Raw genomic sequence first — 15526 nt, 5'->3', positions numbered from 1 at the left:
AAAATCCTAAAATATATTATTATGTCCCCAAGTCTTCTGATGAGGCCAACCTGTGAGTTCTTCGACAATTTTTATGGCATTAGTTGGAGCATCTTCTAGCTTTCCTCCAGCTCTAAGTCTTTTAAGTTCTGTTACTAAAGTAGCATGCTTAGCTTGTGTAAGTCTAAATCTTGAAGCAGCAATAGCACCAATAATACAAAATAAAATGGTTCCCCCAATAAAACAAATACTTATACCAAATAGTGCAGATTCTGTTTGTATAATCTCACCAGCTTTAAAACCAAATATTGATAGAGTAAAGCCAACCAAGGCAAATGCTAAAGCTTGTACTAATTTACGTGAAACAGTCATAGTGCTAGCAAAAGTACCTTCTCTTCTTTTTGTGGTTAGAGCTTCATCAATATCAGCAATAAAGTTATAGATATTCCAAGGTGTAAAATAACATCCAGCTCTAGCAAAACCCAATACAAAAATAACTACAACAAAAAGTATTAATGCAACTAGAGGGCTAAAAATCGGAATGATTATAAAGCTAAGCATACTTAAAATTAGAGAACTAATAGCAATCCTATAACTCATTACACTACCTATTTTGATGCATAAATATGCAAATATAGGCACGGATATAACCTGGATTATTGAAAAGCAGGTGTACACAACCGACGCTGAGCTAACATTATAACCCAAAATAAATGTAAAATAATATGCAAAGCTAGCACCGAAAACATCTAAAGCTACAAAAGCACCAATATACATTATCAAATTAAGTCTAAATGCTCTAACTCTAAGCGTTGAAAAAATATTGATGAAAATAAGCTTCAACTCAGTAACAAGGTTAGTATTTTGCTTCTTTGTAACTATAACATCCCTTTCCCAAGTAAATTTATAGACAAAAAACCAAGGCAACATAAACAAAATTGCACAAATAACTCCCATAATGATGAAAGATGTTTTTTCATTTGCAAAAAAATACATAATAGTTGCGGGCAAAAATCCTGCAACTATATTTGAGCTTTGTGAAAAAATCATTCTAATACCAGTCATCTTTGATCTAACTTCATAACTATCCGTCATCTCAGCTGCTAATGTCTCATATGGAACTTGTATCATTGTGAAAATAAAATTAAAAGCAACATATCCAAATAGATAATACCAAAATCCAAAACCTGGAATCCAAAGCAATGCAAATACTGTAACTAAAGGCGCTCCTATTACAAAGAAAAACTTTCTACGTCCTAATGGTCCTTTCCAATTGTCTGATATGTAACCCATAATAGGATCAGCAAATACATCAAGTCCTCTACCTATTGCTACTATTAATCCGGCCTCAGCAGCCGATAAACCAGCAATATTAGTATAGAAATACATTAACCAAAGTCCAAGAATTGTAAATGCACCACCACCAAAAAAATCGCCAGAGCCATAAGCAACCATATTTTTAAGTTTAACTTCTCTAGTATTTGACATTATTTTTTGACTAAAATGAGAATAGCTATAAATCAAATATAAATGATTGCTACACAATTTAAAATGAAAATTCTAAGATTGTGAGAATTTTCTAGCTAGCAAATAAGTTAAGATATCAACTAAATCAATGTTCTATTACATTGATTTGGGCATTTTAATTAAAGTTTTTCTTATAATGCTGTTTAATACTAGTTATAATCAAATTCAAATTAAAATTATTATGGATACAATTTAATGAATCTTAAAAGACAAAATTCATTCTTTTTACTATGCTTCTTTGAATTTTTTGAAAGATTTGGCTATTACGGGTTTGTTTAGTTATACGGCCATTTTATTCTTTATGAGCAAATATGGTTTTGACTTTACAGAGAAGCAAGCGGTACTTTTATTTGGGGGATTTGCTTCATTAAGTTATGTTTTTAATGCTATTGGTGGTTATGTTGCTGATAAAATTTTTGGTATTAAAAGAACAATGTTCTTGGGAGCAGTTTTTCTTTTAGTTGGATATTTTAGCTTAGCTTTAAGTCCTTATTTTGTAAATATAGATAATTATGTATATATAAGTTTAGCTTGCATTATTGTTGGATCTTCACTGTTTAAACCTGCACCTACAAACTTAATTTCTAGAATATATACTGATAAACTTAAACTTGATTCTGTTTATACATATTTTTATATGTCTATAAATATGGGATCTTTATCAGCATCGCTTCTAATACCTGTTTTAGCAACAAAATATGGTTACACTGCTGCGTATGGAGTGTGTTCTGTAGGTTTTGCAATAGGTATATTAAATAGTCTATTGAGTTACGCTAGTATCAAAGATATCGGTAATGAAGTTGATTTTAGAAATATGGGATATCCAAGAACTATTCTTATAGTGTCAGTTTTTATTATCGCAATAATTGGACTTAGTATAATACTACAAGCTAACGATACTATTAACTATATTTTATGGTTTGGGGCAGGGCTTATTTTTGGAGTATTTGCCTTTCAAATTTATGTTGAAAAAGATCCTAGTTCAAGAAAAAAGATATTAGCAGCAATTATCTTATTAATTTATGCAGTACTGTTTTTTATAATATATCAGCAAAAATCAACTTCATTCTTCTTATTTAATGTTCATCATGTTAATTTAAATTTATTTGGTTATAGTGTTAATCCTCAAAGTATACCTGGAGTTTTAAATACTGCTGGTGTAATTATCTTGTCACCAATATTAGCTTTTATATATACAAAATTAGGAAAAAAAGATTTTAGCTTACCATTTAAATTTGCTTTGGGAATACTACTCTGTGGTTTAGCATATGGCAGTATGTTCTTAGCGTGTTTGATTAATGATCCTACATCTAAAGTTAGTATTCTTTGGGAAGTTTTGGCGATAACTATATTTTTCTCAGCGGGTGAATTATTAATTTCGGCTCTAGGATTGTCTTTAATGGCTAAATTATTACCTCAAAGGATAACTGGCTTTGCTATGGGAACATGGTTTATAACATCAGCTATTGGTATTAAGATCGGTACAACAATTGCTCAAGCAGTTACAAGTGGTATACAATATGATGAGTCAAAAGGCTTTGATACTCAAATGACTATAAGTAGTTTCTATAAATATCAAGAGTTATTTGGTTATGTTTCTTTGGTTGCGATAGTTTTTGCAGTAATAGCATTTGTAATTGGCAAAAAACTTAATAAAATGATTCAAGATTAAATATATCAACCAAGCTAATTATCTATGCACAATCTTTTATCTACCCAAAAAGCATTAATTTTGTTGTTACTAACTATAACAATGTGGTCAACTGCTTTTATCGGAATTCGTTATTTAATGCTAAATGGATTTAGTGCAGGAGGCTTATCTTTAACTAGATATGCTATAGCAAGTATCGTTATGCTTGTGATATTCATCAGGCAAAAAAATAAAACTCTACCTAGTTTAAAAGATTTATTTAGGTTTGCAATTTTAGGTTTTTTTGGCTTTTTTGCATATAACGTATTTCTAAATTCTGGTGAGTCAAGAATCACCGCAGCAGGTGCAAATTTTATTATTGCTCAAGCACCAATTATTGTAGCAATATTTGCATTTGTATTTTGGGGTGAGAAAATTAACAAATATGGTATCTTCGGTTTTACTATAGCGATAGTAGGTGCTGTAATAATTTTTTTCTCAAAAAATGATACATCATTTGAATTTATAGGAATTTGTCTAATATATGGTGCTTGTTTTTCAGGAGCTATTTATTCAGTTTTCCAAAAAAGCTTATTTATAAAATTTCATCCAATTGAGGCTATAACTTATTGTATTTGGTTTGGTACAATTATGCTGATGGTATATTCTAATGAGGCTTATGCAGAATTATCTACTGCAAATTTTACAAGTATCTTTGTTGTAATTTATATAGGAGTATTTCCTGGCGCATTAGGTTACTTATTTTGGGGGTATGCTTTTAGATATTTATCGGCAACTATTGCAATTAGCTTTTTATATTTTATGCCAATTATTTCTTTATTTCTTGGCTGGATACTTCTAGGAGAAACAGAAGCTTATTCTGCAATAATTGGAGGATTAGTAAGTGTTATTGGAGCATTTATAATTAGTAAATATGGCTTAAACAAAAAAACTAACTAAAACCTTAAAAGTTTGTCACTCGCAACATTTTAATAAAAGTCTTTTTTGTCTATAATATCAGCAAGTTTTTTAATAAAGGATAAATATGCAAATAGTCGAACAAATGAGAGATAAAGCTCTTGAGGAGCTAAATCTTGTCAAAGATAAAAAATCTTTAGATGATATTCGAGTTAAGTACCTTGGCAAAAAGGGTGAATTAACTGAGATGATGAAGTTAATAGCAACATTGCCTAATGATGAGAAACCAAAGTTAGGACAAGCAGTAAACATTGCAAAGCAAGCTTTACAAGAAGCAATTAATTTAAAACTAGCTAATTTTGAGGAACAAGAGTTAAATGAAAAACTAGCTCAAGAAAAAATTGATGTAACACTAAGTGGAGTAGGGCAAAATCAAGGCTCGCTTCATCCTGTGACAAAAACTTTAAATAGAATCGAAGCGTTTTTTAAACAAAATGGTTTTGCTATTGAATTTGGTCCTGAGATTGAGAGTGATTATTATAATTTTGAAACTTTAAATATTCCTTCTCATCATCCAGCTCGCGCTATGCATGATACTTTTTATATTGATCATACTCATGTACTTAGAACTCATACATCAGGCGTTCAGATTAGAACTATGGAAAAGCAACAGCCACCTATTAGAATAATTGCGCCAGGTAGAGTTTATCGTTGTGATTCAGATATTACTCATACTCCAATGTTTCATCAGGTAGAAGGATTGCTTGTAGATAAGGATGTTTCATTTGCTGATCTAAAAGGCTTGTTGCATGCTTTTCTTAACTCATTTTTTGAAAAAGATCTAAAAGTGAGGTTTAGACCATCATATTTCCCATTCACAGAGCCATCTGCAGAGGCAGATATAGAGTGTGTAATGTGTGATGGTAAAGGCTGTAGAGTTTGTAAACACACTGGTTGGTTAGAGGTTCTTGGCTGTGGTATGGTACATCCTAAAGTTTTAAAAGCTGGGAATATAGATGCTGAAAATTATCAAGGATTTGCTTTTGGTATGGGTGTTGAAAGATTATCTATGCTTAGATATGGTATAGATGATCTAAGAATGTTTTTTGAAAATGATTTGAGATTTTTAAAACAGTTTTAATTATTATTTGAGGTTTATAAATGAAATTTTCACATAATTGGTTAAATGAATATCTAGGTGATACTCAGGGTAGCCAAAATCTAGCAGATACTTTAACTTTAGCTGGTTTAGAAGTAGATGCAATTGAACCAGTAGTCGCAGAAAAAGTTAGTGGTGTAGTAGTTGGTCAAATTAAAACTATTAACAAGCATCCTGATGCAGATAAACTAAATGTTTGTAGTGTGGATGCTGGTGAAGATGAGTTACTAACGATAGTTTGTGGTGCAAGTAATATTTACGAAGGTATGAAAGCACCAGTTGCAAAAATTGGGGCTGTTTTACCAGGTGATTTTAAAATTAAAAAATCTAAACTGCGTGGTCAAGAATCTTTTGGGATGATGTGTTCGGAAGAAGAGCTTGGCTTAGCTGACAAAGCTGATGGCTTAATGGATCTGCCTGTAGATGCTCCAGTTGGTGTTGATATTAATAAATATCTAAATTTAGATGATAATATTATCGAAGTTGATCTAACTCCAAATAGAGCCGATTGCTTGAGTGTATACGGTATAGCCCGCGAAGTTTCTGCTCTTACAAAAGCAGGACTTAAAGATTTAGAAATACTAGAGCCCAAAGTAACTATTACTGATACTAAAGAAGTTAATATAACCGCCACAGATGCTTGTAAGGCATACTATGGTTGCATTATTAAAAATGTTAATAATAAAATTCAAACACCTTTATGGATGGTTGAAAAACTAAGAAGAAGTGGTATTGGTAGTATTTCATTTTTTGTAGATGTAACAAACTATGTGATGCTACTTACTGGTCAACCAATCCATGCTTTTGACTTAGACAAGCTAGCAGGTGGTATTAATGTCCGTTATGCAAAAAATAATGAGGAGCTAACACTACTTGATCAAACACAAGTTAGACTAGATTCTGATACTTTATTAATAGCAGATGATAGCAAAGCTCTTGCTATAGCTGGTGTTATGGGCGGCTTAGACTCATCAATAACTGATAGTACTACTAATATATTTTTAGAAAGTGCATTTTTTGTACCAGAGAAAATTGCTGGTAAAGCACGTAAATATAATCTTCATACTGATTCTTCTCATCGCTTTGAGCGTGGAGTTGATCCACAGTTAGCTAAAAAGGCTATGAAAATAGCTATTCAATTGATAACACAAATAGCAGCTGGTGATGTTGCTCCAATTCATGGAGCAGAAGATTTAGAAAACTTAAATAAAGAGAATAAAATTACTCTTTCTATTAAAAAACTAAATCGTGTATTAGGAACTGATTTTGGTATAGAATATGTAACAGAAGTACTCAAAGCATTGCATATGAACGTTGCAACAAGTTTTGATAGTAATTGTATTGAGGTAACACCTCCTTCATATCGTTTTGATATGGAAATTCCAGAGGATTTAATCGAAGAGGTTGCTCGTATATATGGTTATTCAAAACTTCCTGAAACTATGCCTAAATATGCTGCAACTAAAATAGATATTTCAGAAACAAAGCAATCTTATGATAATTTAAGCTCTAAATTAGTTGATAGAGGTTATCATGAAGCTATTAATTATAGTTTTATAGATCCTAAGTTTGATGAGTTTTTCTTTGAAGAAAAGGGTATCGCTATCAAGAATCCAATTTCTCAAGATTTATCTGTAATGAGACAATCTTTGATACCTGGTTTGATTAATACTTTTAAGGCAAATACATCGCGCCAACAAAATAGAATAAGAATATTCGAGAAAGGTGCTTGTTTCAAATTAGAGAATAGCCAAAGAATCCAATTTGATAGAATTGCAGGGTTAGCGTATGGAGAACTTTTAAATACTAATTGGTCTAATACAAAAAAAGTAGACTTTTTTGATGTTAAAGCTGATGTTGAAGCATTATGTAATGGTATCACAAGCCTAAGTTTTGAAGTTTGTAATAATATTAATTGGCTGCATCCAGGTCAATCTGCTTATATATTGGCTAATGGTAAGAAAATTGGTGTAATTGGTGTAATTCACCCAACAGTTTTAAAAACTTTCCAAATCAAAGCAAAAGCTCCTATAGTGTTTGAATTAGATTTAGATGTTTTGATTAAGAAAGAAATACCAAATTTTGAAAAAATTTCTAAGTATCCATCTGTATCAAGAGATATATCATTCTTAGTTGATAAATCTGTATTTGCTGGAGAGATTATCAAATCTATAAAGGTTTTAGATATAAATATCTTAAAAGATGTAAGTATCTTTGATATTTACGAATCTCAAGATAGCGATAGAAAAAGTATAGCATTAAGTATGCTTTTCCAAGATAACTTACAAACTTTAGATGATAAGCTTGTTGTTGAAAGTATAGATAAAGTTATAGAAGTACTGAAAACTAAATTTAATATTGAGCAAAGAGTCTAATAAAATTTTTATTATCTTATTTTTGATGAGAAAAAGAAGGCTAAGTTCATATAAATAACTCACCTTACGCATTTGATTTATGAATTTCTAATTTCATATAATTGCTTAAGAGCAATAGTGTTAGATCTAACCAAGAGCTTATATTTTAGGGCGAAGTGGTTTAGTGAAGTTTTTATCTTGAGCATTTCTAGTTTACAGAAAGCTACTAATGAGCAAAAAATATGATTTCTTTGAGTTTTCTCAACTTTAGTTGGTGAAGCTGATAAAGAAGTATTTTGCTTAATTGATTTGTGATAAACCTCTATTTGCCATCTTTTTTGATAGTCATGATATAACTGATTAGGATCTATTTCTAAATCATTTGTTACAAGATATAAAATTCCTTTTGTACCGTTCTCGTTTATGAAAATCTTTTTTGTTAAAAGTACAGGGAAATTCATATCTTTAAGCAGGATTCTCCATCAGCAGTATCAAGTTCAGAGAGCTTAATAAAATCCTTACTTCTTCTAGCATAATCACTCAAGGCAACAACTCTATTTTACTTCATACCAAGTATAAATTTCTTCGATAATGTGTGATGTATAAAATTCATATTATCTTTAGAGCAAAACCAGCTATCTGCCAAAATATATTTAAACTTAACATGATTAATAACTGCTCGATTTATCATGTTTTGAAACATTTGGTTTTTAGTGACTTTAGATCTTCTTTTATACTTCTTATCTTTTTTCATCATAATATCGCTCATCTTTTTTGACTATCTCATAGTCTATAGGAATAGATAAATTTGATGTACTAAGCATACATGAAACTATATTAATACCCTTTACATGAATACCTTTAGCATGAGAGTGATGCCAACAGACTATATCATTTTCATCTGTGCTTGGCTTTTCACTAATTGTATCATCCAAACAAAGAACATCGTATTTGCTATTATGCTTTCTAACTAACGGTTTTATATACTTCCAGAATTCTAAGCTTGTCAAATCTGACTTGCTTAAAAACCTTGTTATTTTGTCATGTGATACTTCTTGATCTAATATATCTGATAATTTTGTGGCTGTAGCATACTTAGTTTGGCTTATAAGATAGTCTGTGTATATATCTAGTAAATCCTTGTCCATTTCTCAGAAGATACATTTATTTCCTATGATCAGTATTCTAAATATCTTTTTAAAACTTACAATCTTTTGCGTAAGGTGAGTAAATAAAATAAGTTAATAGAACTATTTATAGCAGGTATACAGCACAAACTACAATTAGTAAATAAAAATTGCAATTAACCTCATCCCATACCTACTAACTACGTCTATAGGTGAGTGCCTTAGTAGATCCATAGGATTTATGCCAGTTATAAAATGTTTGCCATCCTGATAAAGAATCTTACAGGGTATAAAAATTTGATAAATCAGCTAGTGCATAAAACTCTTCTAAGTCAATTTTCTAAGATCTTTTCACTTTAATCTATTATAGCCAAGTAAATCTTTAATCCTTTCATTTATTAGTTTATTTTTCAATATAATCTTACTATTTTTTCTTTTTAAAAAAATCAATTAAATAGTTGATTTTCTAAGTTATTATCTATTTGTTTTAATTTTATTAAAGAGGAGTATAAGAAAAAAATATTAAAAATAAACTTTTGAATTATAAGAAAAATATTTTATCTATATTTCTTATTTTATTAGTATCAAATATTTATGCTTCTAGTAATATTGAGGAAAGAATAAAAGAAAATTTTAACAGTGATATTTCATTAATAACGAATATCTATACATCTGATAATATAGCAGGGAGGTTTGATAGTTATAAAATTGCTATTACATGGACAGAAGGTTTTTGTTATACTAATTCAGGAAAGCCTGAATGTAACAACATAAGTGATAAGATAAATAAAGATTTCAATTACGCAATGACATTACATGGCTTATGGCCAAATGATGGTGCTCGTATAGACTATGGTTATTGTACAGAAGCTAGCTTTTCGAAATATAATGAAGAAGCATTAAATCATCTACTACTTGATTATTATATGCCATCTGTTAATTATCCTGAGATACAGGGATTTTATCTTGCTAGACATGAATGGGATAAGCATGGTATTTGTCAAAAGGTTTGGAACCAGGCAGAATATTACTATATTTCAACAAAAATAATTGGTGTATTCATAGATGCTTTTTTGATTGATTTAAAAGATAAAAACATGATTTCAAAAGAACAGTTATATTTAGAGCTATCGTCTAAATTCCCAAATATTTCTGCGAAGAATATTGATTTAAAATGTGATAAAAATACAAGAAATATACTTCAAGAAATAAGAATTAGTCTTAACCTCAGTTCGGAATTAAAAGTATTGTAAATTAAAGGCTTGAGAGTATTCTTAGGTTAAAATAAGCGAAAAACCTTTAAATTCTGACAATAATGATAGATCAACTTATCTTAACCTTTTGTCGTATAGACGACTTTTGTATTATTTATCATAAAGAATTACAAAGCAAGTCTATTAATTACAAAAAGAAAACAGTTGGCCTAAAACCAAGTTTATCTTTAAGTGAAATAATGACTATTTTGATCATGTATCAAGCTGTTAGATATAAAGATTTTAAAACTTACTATGTTGAGTTTATAAAAATTTACTGGAAACATTACTTTCCTACAGCTCCATCTTATAACCGTTTTGTAGAATTAATAGATATAGCAATGTCACCGTTAATAGCATTTATATCAAGCAACCGTGGCAGATATACAGTATAGATGCTACTAAATTACCTGTTTGTCATAATTTAAGAGAGTCAAGACACAAGGTATTTAAGGGTTTAGCAGCTAAAGGTAAGACTAGTACTAGATGGTTCTTTGGTTTCAAGCTTCATTTACTGACTAACCATATTGGTGAAATTGTTAGTACCAATATTAGCCCAGGAAATAAAGATGATAGGAGTTTCTTGACTAAATTATGTCATGGACTTAAAGGATTAGTATTTGGTGATAGAGGTTATATTTCTAAAGACAAAGCTCAACTACTTGAGCAACAAGGCTTAAAGTTTATAACCACTTTAAAAAAAGAATATGAAAAAAGTTCCTAGATCTAGATTTGAAAAAACTATGTTAGCTAAAAGATCGATCATTGAGACTATTTTTGATTATCTCAAAAATAATCTAACTTTGTGGCATACAAGACATAGGTCCATAAACAATGCTTTTACTCATCTTATGGCTGTTTATTATTAACCCAATTAATTAATAATTATAAATATTTAGACATGAAATAATTATCGAACTGAGGTTAGTCTTAGTAAAGATCTTGAAAAATTAGATAGTCAGGAGTGGCGTAATATAAATATAGAATTACTTAGTAAATACTTGACTAATAATAAATCATCATATGATAATTGTGGTGATAATCTTATTTTAAAACCTTATTAATAATTAATTGTTTTGGGTCTAGATAACTTTAGCTTGTCAAAAATCATTGAGGGAGCTATATTTTGCCTATGTTTGGAAGGTATAAAAACTGTTGGCATATTTCACATGCTAAAATTAGAGAAATTTTAAAGTGTTTTGTTTAGATTTAACAGTGACAAACACGAGTAAAATTACTAATGTTAGTAGAGTAACAATTAATCACCATTTTGATAGATTTTTTAAAATAATTGTATATTTGTCTGATGAAAAATTTTTAGCATCTGCTGAAGATTTTGAGTTAGATGAGTCTTATTTTGGAGCCAAATGAGTACGAGCCAAACGTAGTCGTGGAGATGTTGGTAAAACACCAGTATTTCGTATTTTAAAACGAAATGAACACAGTAAAGTCTATATTTCTATTCTATCAAACTGCTATAAAGAGGTCTTAAGCCTATAATATAAGGCAAAATACTCGAAAACAGTACAAATCTATACCGATGGCCGGAAAGCATATGATGGACTAATTCAAAATAATGATTATTTCGCTTAAAGATAACCTTGGTTTTATAAACCAGCTTTTTTCTTATTGTAATTAATTGACTTGCTTTGTAATTCTTTATGATAATTAATACAAAAGTCGTCTATGAGACAAAAGGTTAAGATGATAAGTTGATTCTATATTGTTGGAATTTAAAGGTTTTTCGCTTATTTTAACCTAAAAATGCTCTTAAACCTTTAATTTACAATTCTTTCAATTCCGAACATCTATTATCTTAAGTATTATTATGGCTAATGGAGGCAGGCCTATTATAAGTCCTAATGAAGCTTGGTTTTTAACATATACGTATGAAACAACTAAAGAAAAAGCAGCTGCCATAAGTATTTTGATAAAGCAAAATAAAGCTGATGATGCTCCCACCTGATCATCAACCCCTCTATATGCAGCCACGTAAGTAGCAGTATATTGAAATGCATTACCAGTTATAATTATTGTACATAAAAGTATTATTATAAAGGGACTTATTCCTACTATAAAGTAAGATAATATCAGTAGCATACTAAAAAATACTGATATTGATGCACAATATAACATTACTTTATCCATATCCATTTTACTTACTCTATTTTTTAGTAAGAGTATAAATATTACAGGAACAACAATCATTGTAGCGGATGTTAATGAATAACCTATAGTTGAAAATCCCATTTTAACTTGAAAAAAATAAGGAGAAACTTCAACAAAAGAAAACATTAATGAAGATGCTAAACCACTACAAACAGAATTTAAAATGAAAGATTTATTACTCAACACTTTTTTATATGATTCTAACCATCTACTCTTAGTATTCACCAGAGGTTTTAAATGAAGATATTGGAATATTAGATATATTGTTACAATAGCTAATACTGCATGTAGTGTAAAATTACTTCTCCAACCAACAAACTGTTGTACAAGTCCCCCTATTAGTGGTGATAAGGGAGGTACAAATAACACTATACTACTTACGATAAGATTTGCATTTGCTAGAGATTGACTGTCATTATCGAAAGCATCCTTCATAATAGCCCGATATGATACAAAAGAACATGACATCCCTATACCTTGTAAAAAACGGAAAAATAGAAGTTGTATGGGTGATTGGGATATACTGCAAAAAATACTTGCCACGAAGAAAATAATATAACCTATTATTAATGATCTCTTTCTACCATACCTATCAGATAAGTGTCCAAAAATTAACATCGAACACGCCATACCAAAGAAGTATAAGCCAACAGTGAGTTTAGTAACACTTTCAACTGTATTAAAATATTTGGTGATGTATGGTAAAGATGGAGTAAAACTATCAATAGCTAGCTGAGACATTAATCCAAAAAAACAAAGTAAAAAAATGATTGTTTTATCAGAAGAAATTTTATTTGTTTGGTAATTTAACATATTTTAAAAAGTCATGTTCATGATTTAGTAGGAGTATATTATAAACTAACATTTTATAAAATGTTATATTGTAACACTTAAATTTAATGAGTATCATATCTTTAGAAAAAATAATAATACTAATTAGGAATTTAGCATGGATCGTATGACTGAAATAAATTATTTATATGAAGAAATATCACAATTGAAAGATTTCTCTCCTAGCGAGAAGGTAAATAGTGCATTTAGCAGTTTGGTTAAGTTGGCTATGAAATATGATAGTAAGATTGAGTTATCTGAAGAGAAAAAGCAACATTTACAATATTTATCAGCAGAAGCTGAGTATCAACTTGAAAAATATTGGGCCAATAAAATAGTTAATTCTTCTAACCCTATTAAAGAGTTAGAAACATTTCCTTATTATAAGAATTACCAAGATTTAACTACACTTGAATACAATAGTCTATGTAGTTGTGCTGAGCATAAAGATCATAAATTCATATTTATTGGGGGAGGTTTCTTACCATTGACATCTATTGTTTTAGCTAGTAAATATAATATTTCGTCAAAAATAATAGATATTGATAAAGAGGTTACTGAGAAATCAAAAATATTAATAAAAGCCTTAAAACTAGATCACTTAATAGATATTTATAATGCGGCTGGACAAATCTTTAACTATCAAGATTATAATACTATTTTTGTTGCAGCACTTGCTGGACTGGATTCAAAAACAAAATTAGATATATTTAATCAAATAAGATCCACAGCTCCTAAAGGTTCTCATATAGTTGCTAGGTCAAGCTGGAATAATAGAAAATTATTGTATAGGCCTATTGATGAATCTATTTATAAGATTTTCACACCTATAATAAAAGTTGATCCTTTTCATGATGTTATTAATTCTGTTGTAATATTAGAGAATACATTGTAGGCCTTATAATTTTTTGTAATTGACAGCCAAAAATTAGCTGATTTAAATGATGTAAAAGGAATGGGGATGTAATAGATACATTTTTTACTATGGATATTTTTCAACCAATACTTTCCGTTAATAAACTTAGCCTTACTAGCTCTAAAGGCATATTATTTAAAGATATTTCTTTTGAATTATTTCAAGGTGAGGTACTTGCTATTATGGGGCCTTCCGGGATTGGAAAATCAATGCTTTCAAAAGCTATAGCTGGCTTTCTTCCATCAAACATCATAACTCAAGGGAGTATTGAATTAAATGGCAATGATATTAGTCAATTATCCATGTTACATCGAGCAAAGCATCAGCGTCCTGGAGTTATTTTTCAGGATGCTTTAAGAGCGCTCAATCCTTTAGCCTCAATTGAAAAGCATCTATGTTTAGCATTGACAGGTAATAAAATCCATTTGAATAAGGTCAATAAAGATATTATTGTATCACTTCTTGAAAGGTTGAGATTTACTGATGCTGAAACTATACTTAGTAAATATCCTAATCAACTTTCTGGTGGTCAACGCCAAAGAATTTGTATAGCGATTGCTTTACTTAGTAAAGCTAATCTTATTATTGCAGATGAACCAACTAGTGGACTTGATCCAAGTACTGAATCTGAAATTCTTGAACTGCTTTATACTAGAGTTCAGCAATCCAATAATGCGGCACTATTGATCACTCATGATTTATCAATGGCATTAAAATGTGACAAAATATTAATTATTTCAGATAGTAAAGTCGTTGCTTATGGTTCTCCATCGAAGGCAATTCAAAATAGCCAACATCCTTTTTGCCAAAAACTATTAAAATTATTAGATAACTCTCGAGTTTTAGAAAAGTTTACCAAAGTCAATTGCTTTGAAATTATTTTTAAGCAAGTGAGTGTTCATTACTACTCAAAGCCAAAATGGTTTGGTGGAAAGCCTTCTATCGCATTAGAACAGCTAGATTTAAGCATAAAAGAACAAGATCTTGCAATTGTTGGACCATCCGGAGCTGGCAAATCAACTTTCATAGAATTATTATTCGGCCTTCGTAGACCAAGCTCAGGAGAAATATACGTCTGTGGGTACAAGCTTTCGAAAAAATTCATCTAAGCAAAGCTTAAAGATGTCTAAACATATTCAACTAATTCCACAGGAACCTCAATCGAGCTTGAATCCTTTTTATACCGTAAGACAAGTTTTACACGAACCCTTGAATAATATATAGGTATATTTCATAACCAAAATGAGAGGGTTGAACAAGTTATTAATCAGGTTGGGTTAGATAAGTCATTTTTAGAGTACAATTCTTATCAGTTATCTGTTGGTCAGGCACAAAGAGTGGCAATAGCAAGAGCCTTAATTGTAAACCCAAATATACTTGTAGCAGATGAGCCAACAAGTAGTTTAGATCCAGTTAATCGTCAACAAATTATCGATTTGTTAATAAGCGTTAAGAAAATTCATCGGATGAGTTTAATTTTAGTTACTCATGATTTATATGCTGCACAAGCCTTATGTGATCGAATATTGGTTTTAGATCATGGTAAGGTTGTTGAATATAACACATCACAAAATGTGGTAAACAATCCAAAGCATTTAATCACGAAGTCGTTATTAAATACATAATTTTAAAATAATGAATTAAATAAAATCACTAGAGAGGA

The 15526-nt window shown here is 30.0% G+C and carries 7 protein-coding genes and 6 pseudogenes; 9 read left to right on the top strand and 4 right to left on the bottom strand.

The features are described 5' to 3' along the window. Positions 1-6: 6 nt before the first annotated feature. Complete coding sequence (locus FSC454_RS05675) at positions 7-1467, bottom strand: MFS transporter (protein WP_066045408.1); 1461 nt, start codon at positions 1465-1467, stop codon at positions 7-9. Positions 1468-1701: 234 nt separating this feature from the next. Between FSC454_RS05675 and FSC454_RS05670 the strand changes: the two are divergent. The 4 genes and pseudogenes from FSC454_RS05670 (at position 1702) to pheT (ending at position 7588) form a co-directional block, all read left to right on the top strand. Next, positions 1702-3178, top strand: a pseudogene (locus FSC454_RS05670) (peptide MFS transporter). A 24-nt stretch (positions 3179-3202) separates the two neighbouring features. After that, the gene (locus FSC454_RS05665) at positions 3203-4096 is read left to right on the top strand and encodes a DMT family transporter (protein WP_066045406.1); all 894 of its coding nucleotides are present in this window, start codon (positions 3203-3205) and stop codon (positions 4094-4096) included. An 85-nt stretch (positions 4097-4181) separates the two neighbouring features. Next, a complete protein-coding gene (gene pheS, locus FSC454_RS05660) occupies positions 4182-5195 on the top strand; it encodes a phenylalanine--tRNA ligase subunit alpha (protein WP_066045404.1) in 1014 nt (337 codons plus the stop codon). A 20-nt stretch (positions 5196-5215) separates the two neighbouring features. Then, a complete protein-coding gene (pheT, locus tag FSC454_RS05655) occupies positions 5216-7588 on the top strand; it encodes a phenylalanine--tRNA ligase subunit beta (RefSeq protein WP_066045401.1) in 2373 nt (790 codons plus the stop codon). A gap of 77 nt (positions 7589-7665) precedes the next feature. Here the strand turns inward: pheT and FSC454_RS10235 are convergent. Continuing rightward, positions 7666-8715, bottom strand: a pseudogene (locus FSC454_RS10235) (IS701 family transposase). Positions 8716-9230: 515 nt separating this feature from the next. Here FSC454_RS10235 and FSC454_RS05640 point away from each other — a divergent pair. The 3 genes and pseudogenes from FSC454_RS05640 to FSC454_RS09675 all read left to right on the top strand — a co-directional run. Beyond that, positions 9231-9947: a ribonuclease T2 family protein gene (locus FSC454_RS05640; protein WP_066044797.1), complete on the top strand. Its 717-nt coding sequence runs from the start codon at positions 9231-9233 to the stop codon at positions 9945-9947. A gap of 62 nt (positions 9948-10009) precedes the next feature. Then, a pseudogene (locus FSC454_RS05635) lies at positions 10010-10857 on the top strand (IS982 family transposase). A 200-nt stretch (positions 10858-11057) separates the two neighbouring features. Further along, positions 11058-11522 (top strand): annotated as a pseudogene (locus FSC454_RS09675) (transposase); the annotation flags it as partial. On the opposite strand, the pseudogene FSC454_RS09670 reads toward FSC454_RS09675, so the two are convergent. Both FSC454_RS09670 and FSC454_RS05625 read right to left on the bottom strand, forming a co-directional pair. Continuing rightward, positions 11517-11656 (bottom strand): annotated as a pseudogene (locus FSC454_RS09670) (IS982 family transposase); the annotation flags it as partial. The pseudogenes FSC454_RS09675 and FSC454_RS09670 overlap by 6 nt on opposite strands. 85 nt (positions 11657-11741) lie before the next feature. Next, the gene (locus FSC454_RS05625) at positions 11742-12929 is read right to left on the bottom strand and encodes an MFS transporter (RefSeq protein ID WP_066047459.1); all 1188 of its coding nucleotides are present in this window, start codon (positions 12927-12929) and stop codon (positions 11742-11744) included. 145 nt (positions 12930-13074) lie between these two features. On the opposite strand from FSC454_RS05625, the gene FSC454_RS05620 reads away from it, so the two are divergent. Together FSC454_RS05620 and FSC454_RS09795 are read left to right on the top strand one after the other, a co-directional pair. After that, positions 13075-13842 carry a nicotianamine synthase family protein gene (locus FSC454_RS05620; protein ID WP_167359445.1) on the top strand — a complete coding sequence of 256 codons (768 nt, stop codon included), beginning with the start codon at positions 13075-13077 and terminating at the stop codon, positions 13840-13842. An 89-nt stretch (positions 13843-13931) separates the two neighbouring features. Then, positions 13932-15488, top strand: a pseudogene (locus FSC454_RS09795) (ABC transporter ATP-binding protein). The last annotated feature ends 38 nt before the right edge of the window (positions 15489-15526 follow it).

The organism is Francisella hispaniensis FSC454 (genome assembly GCF_001885235.1).
Classification (GTDB): domain Bacteria; phylum Pseudomonadota; class Gammaproteobacteria; order Francisellales; family Francisellaceae; genus Francisella; species Francisella hispaniensis.
This window is presented reverse-complemented; position numbering and strand designations above follow the sequence as displayed.